Source organism: Streptomyces sp. SLBN-8D4 (assembly GCF_049739545.1).
GTDB lineage: Bacteria > Actinomycetota > Actinomycetes > Streptomycetales > Streptomycetaceae > Streptomyces > Streptomyces canus_C.
In genome coordinates this window covers 7,312,114-7,328,204 of the sequence record NZ_JBMGQC010000001.1, presented here as the reverse complement: position 1 = coordinate 7,328,204, position 16,091 = coordinate 7,312,114, and the positions used below count along the sequence as shown (strand labels likewise).

At 72.3% G+C, this 16,091-nt stretch carries 15 protein-coding genes and 3 pseudogenes; 9 read left to right on the top strand and 9 right to left on the bottom strand.

Annotated features, from left to right (window positions below):
* The first annotated feature begins 49 nt into the window (after window positions 1-49).
* Both RKD20_RS33285 and RKD20_RS33280 read left to right on the top strand, forming a co-directional pair.
* Window positions 50-529: a DUF1772 domain-containing protein gene (locus RKD20_RS33285; RefSeq protein WP_424880934.1), complete on the top strand. Its 480-nt coding sequence runs from the start codon at window positions 50-52 to the stop codon at window positions 527-529.
* A 223-nt stretch (window positions 530-752) separates the two neighbouring features.
* A pseudogene (locus tag RKD20_RS33280) lies at window positions 753-2,241 on the top strand (glutamate synthase subunit beta).
* An 85-nt stretch (window positions 2,242-2,326) separates the two neighbouring features.
* On the opposite strand, the gene RKD20_RS33275 reads toward RKD20_RS33280, so the two are convergent.
* Window positions 2,327-2,806: a carboxymuconolactone decarboxylase family protein gene (locus RKD20_RS33275; RefSeq protein ID WP_402261226.1), complete on the bottom strand. Its 480-nt coding sequence runs from the start codon at window positions 2,804-2,806 to the stop codon at window positions 2,327-2,329.
* Between the two features lie 46 nt (window positions 2,807-2,852).
* Between RKD20_RS33275 and RKD20_RS33270 the strand changes: the two genes are divergently transcribed.
* Window positions 2,853-4,403: a PLP-dependent aminotransferase family protein gene (locus RKD20_RS33270; RefSeq protein WP_424880933.1), complete on the top strand. Its 1,551-nt coding sequence runs from the start codon at window positions 2,853-2,855 to the stop codon at window positions 4,401-4,403.
* 119 nt (window positions 4,404-4,522) lie between these two features.
* Here the strand turns inward: RKD20_RS33270 and RKD20_RS33265 are convergent, their stop codons facing one another.
* Window positions 4,523-4,777: a DUF397 domain-containing protein gene (locus tag RKD20_RS33265; protein WP_020120036.1), complete on the bottom strand. Its 255-nt coding sequence runs from the start codon at window positions 4,775-4,777 to the stop codon at window positions 4,523-4,525.
* Window positions 4,778-5,638 (bottom strand): helix-turn-helix domain-containing protein, encoded by an 861-nt coding sequence (locus RKD20_RS33260; RefSeq protein ID WP_424880932.1) that lies wholly within the window; start codon window positions 5,636-5,638, stop codon window positions 4,778-4,780.
* A 281-nt stretch (window positions 5,639-5,919) separates the two neighbouring features.
* Between RKD20_RS33260 and RKD20_RS33255 the strand changes: the two are divergent.
* The 3 genes and pseudogenes from RKD20_RS33255 to RKD20_RS33245 all read left to right on the top strand — a co-directional run bounded on the left by RKD20_RS33255 (window position 5,920) and on the right by RKD20_RS33245 (window position 9,158).
* Window positions 5,920-6,607 (top strand): annotated as a pseudogene (locus RKD20_RS33255) (ATP-binding protein).
* Window positions 6,598-7,044, top strand: a complete 447-nt coding sequence (locus RKD20_RS33250) for a hypothetical protein (RefSeq protein WP_424880931.1) — start codon at window positions 6,598-6,600, stop codon at window positions 7,042-7,044. Before RKD20_RS33255 ends, RKD20_RS33250 begins: the two are co-directional and overlap by 10 nt.
* A 170-nt stretch (window positions 7,045-7,214) precedes the next feature.
* Window positions 7,215-9,158: an ABC transporter ATP-binding protein gene (locus RKD20_RS33245; protein ID WP_424880930.1), complete on the top strand. Its 1,944-nt coding sequence runs from the start codon at window positions 7,215-7,217 to the stop codon at window positions 9,156-9,158.
* A 2-nt stretch (window positions 9,159-9,160) separates the two neighbouring features.
* On the opposite strand, the gene RKD20_RS33240 is transcribed toward RKD20_RS33245, so the two are convergent.
* The 5 genes and pseudogenes from RKD20_RS33240 to RKD20_RS33220 form a co-directional block, all read right to left on the bottom strand.
* Window positions 9,161-9,346, bottom strand: a complete 186-nt coding sequence (locus RKD20_RS33240; protein WP_031061093.1) for a hypothetical protein — start codon at window positions 9,344-9,346, stop codon at window positions 9,161-9,163.
* A gap of 172 nt (window positions 9,347-9,518) precedes the next feature.
* A complete protein-coding gene (locus RKD20_RS33235) occupies window positions 9,519-10,208 on the bottom strand; it encodes a DUF899 domain-containing protein (protein ID WP_424880929.1) in 690 nt (229 codons plus the stop codon).
* Window positions 10,209-10,265: 57 nt separating this feature from the next.
* Entirely contained in the window at window positions 10,266-11,462 is a 1,197-nt protein-coding gene (locus RKD20_RS33230; protein WP_424880928.1) for a cytochrome P450 family protein, read from the bottom strand.
* An 87-nt stretch (window positions 11,463-11,549) separates the two neighbouring features.
* Window positions 11,550-12,050: pseudogene (locus RKD20_RS33225) on the bottom strand (amidohydrolase family protein); the annotation flags it as partial.
* A gap of 70 nt (window positions 12,051-12,120) precedes the next feature.
* Window positions 12,121-13,680, bottom strand: coding sequence for an FUSC family protein (locus RKD20_RS33220; RefSeq protein WP_424880927.1), 1,560 nt, complete (start codon window positions 13,678-13,680; stop codon window positions 12,121-12,123).
* Window positions 13,681-13,790: 110 nt separating this feature from the next.
* Between RKD20_RS33220 and RKD20_RS33215 the strand changes: the two genes are divergently transcribed.
* The gene (locus RKD20_RS33215; protein WP_424880926.1) at window positions 13,791-14,048 is read left to right on the top strand and encodes a hypothetical protein; all 258 of its coding nucleotides are present in this window, start codon (window positions 13,791-13,793) and stop codon (window positions 14,046-14,048) included.
* Window positions 14,049-14,291: 243 nt separating this feature from the next.
* Here RKD20_RS33215 and RKD20_RS33210 read toward each other — a convergent pair whose 3' ends face one another.
* On the bottom strand, window positions 14,292-15,056 hold the full coding sequence (locus RKD20_RS33210) for a nucleotidyltransferase family protein (RefSeq protein ID WP_424880925.1): 765 nt from the start codon (window positions 15,054-15,056) through the stop codon (window positions 14,292-14,294).
* A gap of 168 nt (window positions 15,057-15,224) precedes the next feature.
* On the opposite strand from RKD20_RS33210, the gene RKD20_RS33205 reads away from it, so the two are divergent.
* Both RKD20_RS33205 and RKD20_RS33200 read left to right on the top strand, forming a co-directional pair.
* On the top strand, window positions 15,225-15,638 hold the full coding sequence (locus RKD20_RS33205; protein WP_424880924.1) for a RidA family protein: 414 nt from the start codon (window positions 15,225-15,227) through the stop codon (window positions 15,636-15,638).
* Window positions 15,635-16,084: an N-acetyltransferase family protein gene (locus RKD20_RS33200; protein ID WP_424880923.1), complete on the top strand. Its 450-nt coding sequence runs from the start codon at window positions 15,635-15,637 to the stop codon at window positions 16,082-16,084. Before RKD20_RS33205 ends, RKD20_RS33200 begins: the two co-directional genes overlap by 4 nt.
* Window positions 16,085-16,091: the final 7 nt, after the last annotated feature.

Here is a 16,091-nt window from a genome sequence, read left to right as displayed (position 1 = left end):
CACTGGTGGGGACGGGTGTACTGGGTCGGCGGCGGGAGCTGGTGTGGGCATGATCGATGGGCCTTACTTCGTGCTGGTCGTACTGGGGGTGCTCGGCACCGGGCTGGTGGCCGGGGTGTTCTGCGCGTTCTCGACGTTCGTGATGAGAGGGCTCGCCGCGTTGCCTCCCGCGCAGGGCGTCGCCGCGATGAACGCGATCAATGTGAGCGCGGTGCGGCCGCCGTTCATGGCCGTGTTCGCGGGCTCCGCGGTCCTGTGCGCGGTGATCGCGGTGGTGACGTTCGTACTGTGGCCGGAGGAGGGGACCGTGGAACTGCTGGTGGGCAGCGCGCTGTATCTGTTCGGTTCGTTCGGGTTGACGATGCTGGCGAACGTGCCTCACAACGACGCCCTGCTCAGGCTGGATCCGGGCACCCCGGAGGCGACGGCGTACTGGCCGACGTACGTGCGCGAGTGGACCATGTGGAACCACGTCCGCGCGATCGCCTCGGGCGCGGCGGCGCTGGCGTACGTACTGGCCCTCACCTGAGCGCGCACACCGAGCGCACACCACGCGTACACCGTGCGCACACCGCTCCGCGGCCTGGAGCACCCGGTCTGGAGAAGGCGCCGTCCCAGCGGCCCGCCGGCACTCTGCGCGCGTGGCCGAGGAGTCGTATCGTGGCCGGAAGAAGTTCCGCAGGAGTGCCGCTCGATGACGCACGGCCACGCCGGACGCGTCAGCGTCACCAGCGTGAGCGAGGAAGACGGCCATGGCCGATCCCAAGGGATTCATGACCATCCCCCGCCAGGACTGGCCCCGTCGGCCGGTCGAGGAGCGGGTCCGGGACTGGGACGAGGTGTACGTCCCGGGGGCGCTGCTGCCCATCATCACCGAACAGGCGGATCGCTGCATGGACTGCGGCATCCCGTTCTGCCACGAGGCCTGTCCGCTGGGGAATCTCATCCCGGAGTGGAACGACCTGGTCTCGCGGGAGGACTGGCGCCAGGCCGCCGACCGGCTGCACGCGACGAACAACTTCCCCGAGTTCACGGGGAGGTTGTGTCCGGCACCCTGCGAGGCGGGGTGCGTGCTCGCCATCAACCAGCCTGCGGTCACCATCAAGAACGTCGAGGTGGCCGTCGCGGAACGGGCCTGGGAGCTCGGGTTCACGCCGCCCCGGCCGCCGGACCGGCTGTCGGGGCGGGACCGTCGCGGTGATCGGGTCGGGGCCGACCGGGCTCGCCGCGGCACAGCAGTTGACGCGGGCGGGGCACACGGTCGCCGTCTACGAGAAGGACGACCGGCCGGGCGGGCTGATGCGGTACGGCATCCCCGAGTTCAAGATGGAGAAGCGGCATCTGGAGCGGCGGATCGAGCAGATGCGGGCCGAGGGGACGAAGTTCCGTACGTCCACGGTGGTCGGGCGGGACATCGGCGCGGCGGACCTGCGGACGCGGTACGACGCGGTGGTGATCGCCACCGGGGCCACGGCCTGGCGCGAACTGGACGTGCCGGGGCGGGAGTTGGCCGGGATCCAGCAGGCCATGGAGTATCTGCCGCTCGCCAACCGGGTGTGCGAGGGGGAACTCGCGGTGTCCCCGATGTCGGCCGCGGGCAAGCATGTCGTGATCGTGGGCGGGGGTGACACGGGCGCGGACTGTCTGGGGACCGCGGTGCGGGATGGGGCCGCCTCCGTGACCCAGTTGGACATCTACGCCCAGCCGGGGGGCGAGCGGGACGAGGATGTCGAGCCGTGGCCCACGTACCCGAAGATCTACCGGTTGTCGGCGGCGCACGAGGAGGCCGGTGAGCTGCGGACGGCACCCGCGGCCGACGCGGACGCACGGTTGTTCGCGGCGTCCACGCTGCGCTTCACCGGGGACGCCGACGGGCACGTGCGGTCGCTGCACCTCGTCGAGGTGGACGCGGCGCGGCGGCCGGTGGAGGGCACGCAGCGGACGCTTCCCGCCGACCTCGTGCTGCTGGCGCTCGGGTTCTCCGGGCCGGACCGGGGGGACGGGCTGGTGGATCAGTTGGGGCTGGAGATGGAGCCTCGGGGGACGGTCGCGCGGGACGCGGGGTTCGCGACGAACGTGCCGGGGGTGTTCGCCGCGGGGGACGCCGCTCGGGGGCAGTCGTTGATCGTGTGGGCGATCGCGGAGGGGCGGGCGGTCGCGGCGGCGGTCGACCGTTATCTGACGGGGAGTTCGCAACTGCCGGCGCCGATCGGGCCGTACGACCGTCCGATGACGGTGTAGGGCGGCGCGGAGAAGCTCCCCAGCCCACTCCGGCCGCTCAGCCCGCCGCCCGCTCAGCGCCCCGGCCACTCAGCGCCCCGGCCAGTCAGCCCCGCTCGTCCGTCCCCGCGACCTTCGCCGTCGCCAGGGCCACCCTGTTCCAGGTGTTGATCGTGAGGATCAGGGACAGCACATGGGCCAGTTCCTGCTCGTCGAAGCAGGCCGCGGCCTGGGCGTAGACCGTGTCGGGGACTCCCCCGTCGGCCACCAGCGTCACCGCCTCGGTGAGGGCCAGGGCCGCCTGCTCCTTCTCCGTGAAGAAATGGCGGGCCTCGCGCCAGACCGGGACCATGTGGAGGCGGTCCTCCGTCTCACCGGCCTTGCGGGCGTCGTTGGTGTGCATGTGGAGGCAGTACGCGCAGTGGTTGAGGTGGGAGGCGCGGATCTGGATCAGCTCGACGAGGGCGGGGTCGAGGCCCTCGCGGGCCGCCGTGTCGAAGCCGATCAGAGCCCGGAACACCTTCGGGGCGGCCTTCGCGAGGTTGAGTCGAGCCGTACCGGTCATGTGCGGGTTCGTCGTCGTCATGTGATCAATCTACGGTCCGGAAAGACCGCCTGTAGGGTGCATTTCCATGGCGGAATCGTGGGTCAATTACGCGGAGCGGATCGGCTCCGACCTGCATCTGGAGCTCTCCGGGCCGGGGAGCAGGCGGGCCGCGCTCATCGGGGCGCTGCGGGACGCGGTACGCAGCGGGCGGCTCGCCCCGGGCACCCGGCTACCGCCGTACCGCTCGCTCGCCGCCGACCTCGGCGTCGCCCGCAACACGGTGGCCGACGCCTACGCCGAACTCGTCGCCGAGGGCTGGCTCACCGCCCGCCAGGGCTCCGGCACCCGCGTCGCCGAACGAGCCCGGCCGCTCCGCTCCGCCGTACCCCCGAAAGCACCCGCACCGCCCTCACCCGCGCCACCCCCACACGCGCGCGCCCCGCACCCCAGCCGGCCCACCCCGCACGACCTCCGCCAGGGCACCCCGGACGCCTCCGCCTTCCCCCGGTCCGCCTGGCTCGCCTCCTACCGCCGGGCCCTCCACCAGGCCCCCAACGAGGTCTTCGGCCCCGGCGACCCCGCCGGACGGCCGGAGCTGAGAGCGGCCCTCGCCACGTATCTCGCACGCGCGCGTGGCGTGCGCACGGAGCCGAACCGGATCGTCATCTGCTCCGGGTTCGCCCACGCCCTACGACTGCTCTTCGGAAGCGGAAACGGAAAGGGAGGCGGAGGCCGAGGCCGAGGCCGAGGCGAAGGCGGAATCGGGAGTGGAAACGCGAGCGGAGACGGACGCGGTCAGATCCTGCGCGGACCGCTCGCTGTCGAGGCCTACGGCCTGCCCTTCCACCGGGACCTGCTCGCTGCCGTGGGCGCACGGACCGTCCCGCTCCCCCTCGACGAAGACGGCGCGCGGGTCGACCGGTTGAGCCGCGAGCGGGCCGTACTGCTCACGCCCGCGCACCAGTTCCCCACCGGCGGTCCGCTGCACGCCGAGCGCCGGGCCGCGGTGGTCGACTGGGCACGCGCGCGGGACGCGGTGGTGCTGGAGGACGACTACGACGGGGAGTTCCGCTACGACCGCAAGCCCGTCGGCGCCCTGCAGAGCCTCGACCCCGAGCGGGTGATCCTGATCGGCTCGGTCAGCAAGAGCCTGTCACCCGCGGTGCGGCTGGGGTGGATGGTGCTGCCAGAGCGGTACGTCGACGACGTGCTCGCGGCCAAGGGCGAGCGGGAGGCCTGGGCGAGCGTGCCCGACCAGCTGGCCCTCGCCGACCTGATCGTCTCGGGGTCCTACGACCGTCACGTACGGCGGATGCGACAGCGCTACCGCGGCCGCCGGGACCGGCTCGTCGCCGCGCTGGCCGAGCGGACGCCGCACGTGGAGGTCAGCGGGGTGGCGGCGGGCCTGCACGCGGTCCTGCGGCTGCCGCCGGGCACCGAGAGGTCCGCCGTCGGAGCCGCGGTGCGGCAAGGGGTCGCGCTCGACGGGCTCGCGGAGTTCCGCCACCCGGAGACGGACATGCCGGCCCACGACGGTCTGGTCGTGGGGTACGCGACGCCTCCCGAGCATGCGTACGGGGCGGCGCTGGAGGCGCTGTGCGGGGCGTTGGCGTCGAGTGGGGCCCGGGGGTCGTGAACCGCGGGTGGGTCGGGGGCGAGCAGTTGCCGCCAAGCAGTTGCCGCCCCTCCCCCATCCGTCAGTGCTTACTCATCAGGGATTACCAGCAGTGATTACCCAGCAAGGGAGCAACGAGGTCAGGAGAGCAGGAAGTCGGCCACCCCCGCCTTCGCGCCCTCGATGAACGCGGTCATCTCGTCGGTGGTGTAGATCAGCGCCGGTCCGTCCGGATCGGTGGACTGGCGAACGGCGATCCGGCCGTCGGCGAGCTTCATCGCCTCCAGGCAGTTGCCGCCGTTGCCGCCGCTCCACGGCTTGTGCCAGCCTTCGCTCCCCAGCTCCCGGGCGGGCATGCCGTTGTAGACGGAGAGGCGGGGCTTGATGCGATTCATTCACAGCTCCTTGCGGAGATCCCGGAGGATCTCCTTCGTGCGATGTGCCGTAGCGGCCTGCGCCGCCATGCGGTCCATGACCTCGAGATGGGTCGCCACCTCGACGCGCGCGTCCAGATAGATCGCGCCGGTCAGGTACTCGCTGTAGACCATGTCCGGAAGTTCGGGCACGGCGAATCGGAAGAGCACGAAGGGCCCGTACGTGCCGGGGTGCGGCCCGGCCGCGAACGGGGCGACCTGGAGCGTCACGTTGGGCAGCTTCGTCGCCTCGAGCAGTTTGTCGATCTGCGCACGCATCACCTCCGGGCCGCCCACGGGGCGGCGCAGCACGGTCTCGTCCATGACCACCCACAGCCGGGGCGCGTCCTGGCGGGTGAGCAGTCCCTGCCGTTCCATGCGCAGGGCCACATGGCGCTCGATGTCCTCGGGGCTGGTCTGGCCGATGGCGCCCGAGCGCAGGACGCCACGCGCGTAGTCCTCGGTCTGGAGCAGACCGGGCACGAAGTGCGGTTCGTACTCGCGGATGAGCGCGGCCGCGCCCTCCAGGCTGACGTGCATCGAGAACCAGCCGGGCAGTACGTCGTGGAAGCGCTGCCACCAGCCGGGACGGTTGGCGTCCTCGGCGAGCTGGACGAAGTCCTCGGCCTCCTGGTCGGAGACGCCGTAGGCCTTCAGCAGCAGCTGGAGATAGGGGATCTTGAGCCCGACCTCGGCCATCTCCATACGGCGGACGGTGGCGGGGGCGACGCGGAGGATGCGGGCGGCCTCCTCGCGCTTGAGCCCGGCGCGTTCCCGCAGGTCCAGCAGGCGCCGGCCGAGGACGACCTGGCCCACCGTCGGCGCGGACCGCGGTTCGCTCACGCTCCACCTCCACGAAGTCATGTACGGGCGTCACAGGTCGGGTACGGGCGTCACAGCCAGCAGCATGCTGACAGGCCAGCGGCGCCATTCGAAGACCTAAATCGAAGATCTGTACGGATATGACCATCGGTACGAATACCGATACGTACGGATCTACGGTGATCCCAACTGGCGCCGCTCAACATGCTGTTGCGAGCAGTGTGCCACGGCCTCCCACCGCGTCACACAGCACTCTGCATTTTTCAGAGTGACACTTGCCAAGTGTTCACGACGGGGCGATAGTGGCAAGCGTGATTCCGTCCCCGTCCTTAGGAACAGACGCCGCCGAAGACCGCCCCCAGGGTCTCGGTGCCGCCGCGGGAGCAGGCCTCTCCAGGGCCGCTGTCCGGCGCCGGTTCCGTTTCGAGCTGGCCGCGCACCCGGGTTCTCCCGCGCAGGCCAGACGCCTGACGAGGGCGCGACTGACCCATTGGTCGGTCTGCGAGGACACCTGCGACTCCGCCGCCCTGGTGGTCTCCGAGCTGGTGACCAACGCCATCGTGCACACCCGCGAGCAGCCGTGTGGTCTGCGAGCTGCACGACAACGACGACCTGGTGCGGATAGCCGTACGCGACGAGGGCTGCGCGCCGGGTGAACCGCATCCGTCCCCGCAGCGCGGCGAAGAGGAGCACGGGAGGGGACTGCTCCTCGTCGACTCCCTCTGCCACGCGTGGGGCGCCCATGAGCACGGCCCCGGCCTGCTGGTCTGGGCGGAGCTGCCGCGCAAGGCGGACGAGCCCCGCGAGGACACCGGCCCGAGCAACGACCTGGGCTGGGGGGCCCGCAACGACCTGGGCTGGGGGGCCCGCCCGAAGCCGGTCCCCTCCGGGGAGCCGGGCCAGGGCGAAGAGGCCGAGGAGCATCACAGAGCGGCGCCCGAGGGGTATGCCCGCGAGCACGGGGCGGGGGGCGCCGGCGCATGGGCGTGAGGAGCGGGCCCGGCGGCCAGGCGCTGACCCTGGACACGCTGGTCCGCCTCGGACGCGGGCTGCGGGCGCCGGGGACGCCGCACAGGCTGGCCGTGCCGGAGGGGATGACGGTGCCGCTGGGCTGCGACGCGGTGGGGGTGCCGGCGTCGCTGGGCCGGCAGCTGATGTCCCGGTTGCCACGGGTCGGGTGCGTGTACGCCGATGCCACGCACTGGTGGTGGCTCGTTCCCGCCGACTCCGACTACGCGCTCGAGTGGCCCACACCTGCCCAGTACGCCACCGGGGCGGTTGTTCCGGACGCCCCGGTGGTGCCGTCTCTTGTGCGTCGGGGCGCGGGGACCTTGCCCTATACGCCGCCGATACCGCTGTACCTGGCGCTGTGCCGGCTGACGGGGACGACACCCAACTGGTCCCGGCCGGTCAGCTCCGCCGGTTAGGCCGTCCTGCGCAGTGCGGGCCCGAGGGCCGGCCGCGCCCCTGGGCGGACCGGTGTCCCCTGCGAAAAAGGTGTGCGCCCGCGCGCTGCCCGTAATTCCCTCTGCGCCCTGCCCCCGCCCGGTCCGCCCCGCCATAGTTGCCCCCGTCCAGCGATCGGGGGAGGTCCACGGTGGGGAAACAGCCGGACGCCGAGCAACCCGGGGTCTCCGAGTCGGAGCGGCTGCTCTTCGGGGGACCGTTGCGGTACGACGCGGGGTGGAACTCGCACTCCGACGCGTTCCTGGAGCTGGGGTTCAGGGCCATGGTGGGGCGGCTTCCGTCGCTGCTGTCGGGGAGTCTCCGGCTGGCCTGGCAGGCCGACCGGCAGGCCGCGCGGATCGTGCTGGTCGCCGAGGTCTGCCGGGGGCTGACGCAGGCGGTGAGTCTGCTCGCCGTCAACAGTGTGCTGGGGCGGCTGATCGGCGGGGGCGCTCTGGAGGACCGGCTGCGGGGTGCCGTGCCCGCGCTGGTGACCATGGCCGCCGTCATGTTCGCGGGAGCGCTGTTGCGGGCGGCGTCCACGTACGCCACGGGACGCCTTGAGCCCAAGGTCGAGCGGGTGGCGACCGAGCGGTACCTGGAACAGGCGGCCACCGTGGAGCTGGCCGCGATCGAGGACCACGCCTTCCACAAGCTGCTGGACACCGCGCAGTACGGCGCCACCTCGGCCCGCCGGATGATCTCGTTCGCGACCCGTGTGGTGAACGCGATGATCTCGCTGGTCGCGGCGGCGGGCGTGCTGACCGTGCTGCACCCCGCCCTGCTGCCGCTGCTGGTCACGATGACGATCCCGAGCGGCTGGGGCGCGCTGACGATCGCGCGCCGCCAGTACGAGTCCTTCCACACCTGGGTGCAGCACGTGCGGGCGGGCCGGCTGCTCGGCGCCCTGCTGATCGAGCCGGAGTCGGCGCCCGAGATCCGGGTCCACGGGGTGGGCCCGTTCCTGCTCAGGCACTATCGCGCGATGGCCGAGACGGCGGAGGCGGAGCAGGCCCGGCTGGCCCGGCTCGCGGCCTGCACCGGGCTGATCGCGGCCGCCTGGACGGGCCTGGCGACGGTGGCGACGTACGCGACACTCGGCGGGCTGTTGCTGGGCGGCGCGATGGCGCTGTCGGTGGCCGGAACGGCCGTGATCGCGGTGCGCACCGGCTCACAGAGCCTGAACACCCTGGTCGTCGAGATGAACGCGCTGCACGAGGAGGCCCTGTTCGTCGGCGACCTCCAGCGGCTCTACGAGGAGGCGTCCCAGTGGGCGATCCCGGCGGGCGGGACCGCGCTCCCGGACGATCCGCGCGAGATCCGCTTCGAGAACGTCACCTTCGGCTACCCGGGTGACACGACCCGTCCCGCGCTCGACGACGTGACGCTCACCCTGCCGCTCGGCAAGATCGTCGCGCTGGTCGGCGAGAACGGCTCCGGCAAGACCACCCTGGTGAAGCTGCTCGCGGGACTGTACGCGCCCGACCGGGGCCGGATCCTGTGGGACGAGGTGGACGCGGCGCACGCGGACCGGCGGCTGCTCGCCGAGCGGGTCGCGATGGTCGCCCAGGACTTCAAGCGGTGGCCGTTCACCGCCCGCGTCAATGTCGCGGTGGGCCGCTCGTCGGTGCCGCTGACCGACGAGCGGGTGGCCGGCGCGGTCACGGAGGCCGGGGCCGGGGAGGTGCTGGCCGATCTGCCGCGCGGCCTGGACACGCTGCTGGCCCGCAACTTCAGCGGCGGGCACGAGCTGTCGGGCGGGCAGTGGCAGCGGCTCGGGATCGCCCGGGCCGCCTATCGGCGCGGTCACATCCTGATCGTGGACGAGCCGACGGCCGCCCTGGACGCCCGGGCCGAGCTGGAGGTCTTCGAGAGGATCCGCGCCCTGGCCGGCACCGGTCAGACGGTCGTCCTGATCACCCACCGGCTGGCGTCCGTACGCCACGCGGATCTGGTGCACGTCCTGGAACAGGGACGCCTCGTGGAGTCGGGCACCCCCGACGAGCTCCTGGCCTCCGGAGGCGTCTACGCGGAGCTGTACTCGCTCCAGGCCGAGCAGTTCACGGCAAAGGTGCCCGCCGAGGAGGCGGGCTGACCTCATGCGAGGGCGTCGGCCGCTGCCTCGCCACTGCGGACGATCACCAGGAAGGTGTCGGTCGCCAGGTCCATGACGACCTCCGCCGGCAGTCCCTCAAGACGCCTCGCCTGCGCGAACTCCTCCGCCGGCCACGATCCACGCGGCCCGCCAGCGGGAAAGCGTTCGAGCACTGTTCGCCCGTTCACCACCCTGCACCTCCAGAAAGCGTGTGCTCACCCGTAGGAGCACTTGTAGGAGTTAACGCCTTCCGGAGCCCGAAAGCCTCGGTGAGTTGCCGTACTGAGACGTAGTTGACACGCGTTCAGCGCGAAGCGTGAGAATTCGATTACTCAGCGATCACCTTCGTCGCTCCTTGTGTCAGTCTTCGTACTCATCGTGATAACGCATGCGCACACTGCCTGCGGGCGCCCCCAGAGCGGACGCGCGCCCCTTGGGTTCCTCCCACTCCTCCTGCCGGCCCAGCGCGGTGAGATCGAGGAGGCTGGTGGTCGAGCCGAGTCCGTCGAGACCGCGTTCATAGGTCGAGTAGGTGTGGAAGACCTGGTCGCGGTCGCGCAGGAAGCAGCTGATGCCGGGCCGCTCGGCCGGTTCCCCGTCGATCTCCAGGGTGGCCTCGAAGTCGCGGTTGAAGTCGCCGCCGTACGAGGAGTACCAGGGCACGGTCCATCCCATCCGCGCCTTGAACGGCAGGATTTTCGTATACGGCGCTCTCGACACGGCCGCGAACGTCGTCCCCCGTGCCTTCAGATGGGCCAGGTGCCCGATCTGGTCCAGGAACGCCGAGCAGCTGCGGCAGCCCGCGTCCCACTCCGGCGCGAACATGAAGTGGTAGACGACGAGCTGGTCGCGCCCCTCGAAGAGGTCGAGCAGGGTGGCCTTGCCGTCGCCGCCCTCGAAGAGGTACTCCTCCGCCACCTCGACCATGGGCAGTCTGCGCCGCTCCGCGTTGAGGGCGTCCCGCGCACGCGTGATCGCCTTCTCGCTGACCAGCAGCTCCTCGCGCGCCGTGCGCCATTCGTCCCGCGAGACGATCTCCGGAAGCGCCATGGGGTCCCTCCTGTGCAACGGTCCGTTCGGGGTGGTGACCGTGGGGAGAGGCGGAACTCATCGGTGGTGCGGGAGATTCCTTCCGTACGACACCCGCAGCGCGAGCAGTCCGCGGGCGCGCAGGGAGGCGCGCCACCTCGGGGCGGGGTCGGCGAGGGCGAGGTCCGGGAAGCGTTCCAGCAGCGCGGCCAGGGCGATCTCGGTCTCGGCGCGGGCCAGCGGGGCGCCCAGGCAGTAGTGGATGCCGTGGCCGAGGGAGAGGTGGCCGGAGGCGTCGGGGCGGTCCAGGTCGAGGCGGTCGGGGTCGGGAAAGCGGTCGGGGTCGCGGTTGGCGGCGGACGGGGAGACCCAGACCGTCTCGCCCGCCGGAATCGTGACCCCGCCGAGGGTGACGTCCTCGACGGGGAAGCGGCGGATGGCCAGCAGGGCGGGGCCCTCGTAGCGAAGGAACTCCTCGACGGCCGCCGGCAGCAGAGAGGGGTCCTTGCGGAGGGCGGTGAGCTGTCCGGGGTGCTGGAACAGGGCCAGGGCCGCGTTCCCGATCAGCTGCACGGTGTTCTCGTACCCGGCGAAGAGGATGAGGAAGGCCAGTGACATCAGCTCGTCCTCGCTGAGCCGGTCGCCCTCGTCGCGGACGGCGATCAGGTCGCTGAGCAGGTCGTCGGCGGGGTCCCGGCGCTTGTCGGCGAGCAGCCTGGTGAAGTAGCGGAGCATCGCCACGACCGCTTCCTTGGCGGCTCCGGGTCCTGCCGCGGGGTCCGGCGCGACGAGGGTGTCGGTCCACACCCGGAAGTCGAGCCGGTGCTCGTCCGGGATGCCGAGCAGGTCGCAGATGACCGTGATCGGGAGGGGCGCTGCGTAGGAGGCGATGAGGTCGGTCGTGCCGTGGTCGCCGAGCGCGTCGAGGAGCCGGTCGGCGGTGTTCCGGATCGGCCCCCGCAACCGCTCGATCCGACGCGGGGTGAAGGCCCGTCCGACCAGTCGCCGGATCCGGGTGTGGTCGGGCGGATCCATGTTGAGCAGGTTGGCGTCGAGAGCGGGCGGCAGCGAGAAGCCCTTGTACGTCCCCGCCGTGGCGCGCCTCTTGTCCAGCGACAGCCGTGGATCGGCGAGAGCCGCCCGCACGTCGTCGTACCGCGTGACGATCCAGGCCGGCGTCCCGTCGGGCCCGGCGATCCGGTGCACCGGCGCGGTGTCGCGCAGACGCCGGTACACGTCGTAGGGGTGATCGAGGAGGCCGTCTGCTGGGTCCATGCGCGTCAGCCTAGCGGCGCGGAGATCACGGGCTGCCCGACTCGGTCACCGGCGGTTGGCGTCGAAGTGCTTCTTCGCGAACGGATTTCAGGTGTTGTAGTCCTGGATCCGCCGACCGTGACTCCGGTCCAGCAGCGCCGGCATCCGCTCCCCCAACTCCCTTACGACCGCGCCCACATCGAGGGTCAGCAGCTCACGGTCCCGCATCAGCACGCGGCCGTCGACGATCGTCGTGCGGACGTCGGAGGAGCGGGCGCTGTGGACGAGGGTGGCGGCGAGGTCGTGGACGGGCTGGGTGTGCGGCCCTGTGAGGTCGACCAGGATGATGTCGGCGCGGCGGCCGGGCGCGATGCTGCCGACGGTGTCCCGGAGTCCGACCGCGCGGGCGCTCTGGAGGCTTGCGTGGTGCAGGGCCTGACGGGACGTCAGCCAGCGCGGGTCGCCGGTGGTGGACTTCTGGATCAGCGCGGTGAGTGCCATCGACCCCCATACGTCGAGGGAGTTGTTGGAGGCGGCCCCGTCCGTGGCGAGTCCGACGGGGATGCCGAGGTCGCGCAGGGCGCGGACGGGCGTGGTGGTGGGCCAGGCGACGGATCCGGTCAAGCGGGTGGGAACACCCGGGTCGGACCACGCCCCGGTGTGGGTGCGGGTGTGACTCCTAACCGGCGAGGTTCACTTCGGGCAGCCGGATCTCCACCCGCCCCCGCCCCTCGTCGAGTCGGCCGAGTTCGTCGAGGAGTTCGGTGAGCCGGTGGACCTGTTCGGGGGTGAGCCGCCCGGAGTCGTCGACGTGGACGGCGCACGCGGTGGTCGTGTCGACGATCCGTTCGAGCACGGCGACGATCTCGTCGGCACCCTCCGAGTGCCGGGCCAGCGCGGGGAGTTCGGCGGCGGCGTGGGCGATGGCGGTACGTGCCTCGGCGAGCGCGCGGTAGGCCTCGCGGCGCAGGGTCCAGCGCAGGGCGCGGGTGTCCTCCGTGGACGTGCCCTCGGTGCGGATGTCCCGTACGGCGGACTCGGCGCCTCGTGGGACGGGCCGCGGTGCCTCCCGTGGAACCGGCAGCGGTGTCTCCCGTGGAAGAGGCCGCTCGGTCTCCCGCAGCACATGCGCGAGGTACTCCTGCGCCGCCCTGCCCGCCGCCGCCAGCCGGGACCGCACTCCCCCGCCCCGCTGCCCCGGCATCGGCAGATGCCCGACGATCAGCACGATGGCGCAGGCGAGCAGGGTCTCGGTGATGCGGCCGACGGAGGCCTGGGGCTCGCCGCCGACCATCACGAGCGCCAGCACGAGGACCGTGACGACCGCGGTCTGCGCGGCGAAGTGCCGGGTGGCCACCGGAATGAGGGCCCCGCTGACGGCGACGAGCGCGATGAGCCCTTCGGGCCGCGGCAGCACGAGTGCGAAACCGGCGAAGACCAGCGCGCCCAGGACGGTCCCGGCGGCCCGGCACAGCACCCGGGAGGCGAGCGGTCCGAGGTCGGGCTTGACGAGGAAGACGGCGGTGGCGGGCAGCCAGTACCAGTGCGCGTGCTCCCCGTACCAGTGGGAGTGGTGGAGGGCTTGTGCCACGCCGGCGCTGGCCCCGAAGCACAGGGCGACCCGCAGCCCGTACTCCCGCCCGCCGGCCCCGAAGACGGACCGCAGCAGGTCCCGGGCGGTGAGCCGGCGCGTGTGCAGGTTCTCGCCCCGCCCGCGGTCGAACGCCTCGGCGGCCCGCAGCAGGGCGTCGTCGAGTGCCCGCAGCGCGGGCCCGGACCGGTTGGGCGCGGGCAACGGCCCGGTGTGCGTGTTGTCCCGTACGGCGGCGGCGAGCCGCCGGGGCCCGGCGGAGGCCCGTCCGGGCACCGCTTCCTCCGCCCAGGCGAGCGCGGTGGCCGCCTCGGCGAGCGGCAGCGCGGCCGCGTACTGCGCGTGCAGTCGCCGCTCGGCGGCCGAGCCGGCGTACCGCCGCAGCCGGGGCCCGGTGAGCGCGTCCTGTGCGTGATCGAGAGCGGCGGTGAGCGCGACGCGGCGGGCGGTGGCGTGCTCGGTGCCCGCGGCGTCGAGCAGGTCGGCGACGGCCTCGTACACCGCGGCGACCGCCTCCCGCTCGCCGTCGAACCGGAAGTCCCCGGCGAGGGCGCCGGGCGTGGGCAGCGCGAGCCGCAGCGCGAGCAGCCAGCAGCCCCCGCCGAGAAAGGCGACGGCCCGCAGCCACCCCTCCTCCGGCAGCGGCATGCCCGCCCCCGATCGCCGACGCGACGAGCAACTGCGTACCGGCCCCGGAGGCGACGGGCCCGACGGCGCTGACACCGCCGGCGACGAGCCCGACGAGGGTGAGCAGAACGGTGAGAGCCACGGCCCCCATGTACTCCCCCGCGTACGTCCCGACGACCATCCCGACCGCGCCCGCGAGCGCGGGCACCCCGATCCTCTTCACCGAGACCCGCCGGCTCCCGGGCCGGTCGTTGATCCCGGCCAGCATGGCGGCGATGGCGGCGACGACACCGAGGGAGGTGCGGCCGGCGAGCACCGCGGCCAGCAGAAGAGGGCCGGCGGACAGGGCCCCCCGCACGACCGCGCTCCAGGGAATCGGCCCCCGCTGAGCACGGAGAGCATGAGCGAGCCAGGGCGGTGGGGCGAGTGACACGGGGCTCCTGTCGTCTGGACGAGGCGGGGGTGTGCCTTCGGGCGACGGTGGCCGGGCGGTGGGCTGTGTTCTCCACGGTAGAGCGCGTTCTTGGAGGGTCCGGGACGCTTGTGTTACCCACGTGTGACGATGCATGCAAAAGCCACGTTCTTTATGAACGCAACCCGGGAAGGCGGGACGGCGGCGGTCCTGCGGCCGCTCAGCCCGCGCTGTCGAACAGCTCCCGCACCTCCGCAGCCGCGCGGAGGGCCGACCCGGGTGCGGCCGTCAAGGACTCGACGATCCGGTCGACGTCCCGCAGTCCGGCCCGCTCCAACAACCGCTTCTCGTTGGTCACCCACTCCCCTCGCGCCGCCAGCACCGAGTGCCCCATCTGCACGGCGGCCGTGGCGAGGCCGCCGGCCGTCTCGGTGAGGCGGCCGGCCGGGGCGTGGTTGGCCTCGGTGTAGGCGAGGGTGAGGTGGGCGGTGTCCCGCCAACGGGCGGCGGCGGAAGTGCGGAGCTTCGCCGGGTACGCCGCCGGGCGGGGCAGGTCGCCCCTGAGGACCTGGTTGACGGCGAGTTCGGCCACGATCAGGTAGGTGGGGATGCCGGCCAGGTGGAAGAGCAGGGGCTCCACCCGGAAGCGTCCTTCCTCCGCCTCGGCCGACTCCCGTTCCACCACGTCGAGATCCCGGTAGTGGACGTCGACCCGCCGCCCGTCGATCGTCAGCCAAGCTCCCCCGTTGAAGACACCTCCGCCCCAGCCGCCGATCTCGGAGACCTCGCCCGCCCAGCCGATCGCGCGGAGGTCGGCGGGGGCGAAGTCGCCGCGGTAGTAGACCGCCAGGTCCCAGTCGCTGTCCGGTCGTGCGGTGCCCTGGGCACGGGAGCCGCCGAGTGCCACGGCCCGGACGGTGGGGAGGGCGGCGAGTCGGTCCGCGGTGGCGTCCAGGAAGCCGGCGTCGGGGAGGGTGGGGGACATGGGCGCAGCGTACGGAGACCGGGGCCGTCCCCTCCACGGAATTACGCGGCCGGCGACTGCCCGGGCACAGCTGACTGGCGGTAATTCAGGTGCGGTCCCGACCTCCGGCCCCCGATGATCGAAAGGTTGTCCGCCGTCCGCCGTCCGCCGTCCGCCACAGGAGTCCACGTGATCGAGCGCGTCACCGCCCCGGCCCTCTTCCCGCCGCCGACCTACTCCCACGCCTCCGTCGTCGAGGCCGGCACCAAGCTCGCGTTCCTCGCCGGGTCCGTTCCGCTGGACGCCGAGGGGAACCTCGTGGGGGAAGGGGACCCCGCGCGGCAGGCCGAGCAGGTGATCGCGAACCTGCGGGAGCAACTGCACGCGGTGGGCAGCGACTTGGAGCACGTGCTGGCGACCGATGTGCATGTCGTGAGCAGCGAGCCCGCGGTGCTGTCCGCCGTGTGGGAGGTCGTCGAGGCGTCCGGACTGAGCGCCGGCCCGCACTCGTCGACGCTGATCGGGGTCGCCTGCCTCGGATACACGGGCCAGCTGGTGGAGATCACGGCCACGGCCGTCGTACCGGAGAGGGCCTTGCGGTGAGCCTGGTCGTCATCCGCCGGGCCACGGCCTCCGACGCCTCCGCCACGGCCGACGTCTATCTGCGCTCCTTCGCCGCCGCGTTGCCGACGGTGGTGCGGCCACGGTCCGACGACGAGGTGCGCGCCTACCTCCGGGACGTCGTGGTGCCCTCGCGGGAGACGTGGGTGGCTGTCGCGGAGGAACAGGTCGTGGGCCTCATGGTGCTCGCCGGTGATCTGCTGTCCCAGCTGTATCTCGATCCCGACTGGCGGGGACGCGGCATCGGCGACCGGTTCGTCGCGCTCGCCAAGGAACGGTCTCCGCAGGGGCTGAGCCTGTGGACCTTCCAGGTCAACAAGCCGGCCCACCGCTTCTACGCACGCCACGGCTTCGTCGAGGCCGAACGCACCGACGGCGGCGGCAACGAGGAGCGGGAGCCGGACGTGCGGTACGTCTGGCGGCCCTGAGCACCCG

Coding starts and splice junctions, on each gene's coding strand:
- RKD20_RS33285 (WP_424880934.1), top strand. CDS start 50: ATGATCGATGGGCCTTACTTCGTGCTGGTCGTACTGGGGGTGCTCGGC.
- RKD20_RS33275 (WP_402261226.1), bottom strand. CDS start 2,806: ATGACGACGACGAACCCGCACATGACCGGTACGGCTCGACTCAACCTC.
- RKD20_RS33270 (WP_424880933.1), top strand. CDS start 2,853: ATGGCGGAATCGTGGGTCAATTACGCGGAGCGGATCGGCTCCGACCTG.
- RKD20_RS33265 (WP_020120036.1), bottom strand. CDS start 4,777: ATGAATCGCATCAAGCCCCGCCTCTCCGTCTACAACGGCATGCCCGCC.
- RKD20_RS33250 (WP_424880931.1), top strand. CDS start 6,598: ATGGGCGTGAGGAGCGGGCCCGGCGGCCAGGCGCTGACCCTGGACACG.
- RKD20_RS33235 (WP_424880929.1), bottom strand. CDS start 10,208: ATGGCGCTTCCGGAGATCGTCTCGCGGGACGAATGGCGCACGGCGCGC.
- RKD20_RS33230 (WP_424880928.1), bottom strand. CDS start 11,462: ATGGACCCAGCAGACGGCCTCCTCGATCACCCCTACGACGTGTACCGG.
- RKD20_RS33220 (WP_424880927.1), bottom strand. CDS start 13,680: ATGCCGCTGCCGGAGGAGGGGTGGCTGCGGGCCGTCGCCTTTCTCGGC.
- RKD20_RS33210 (WP_424880925.1), bottom strand. CDS start 15,056: ATGTCCCCCACCCTCCCCGACGCCGGCTTCCTGGACGCCACCGCGGAC.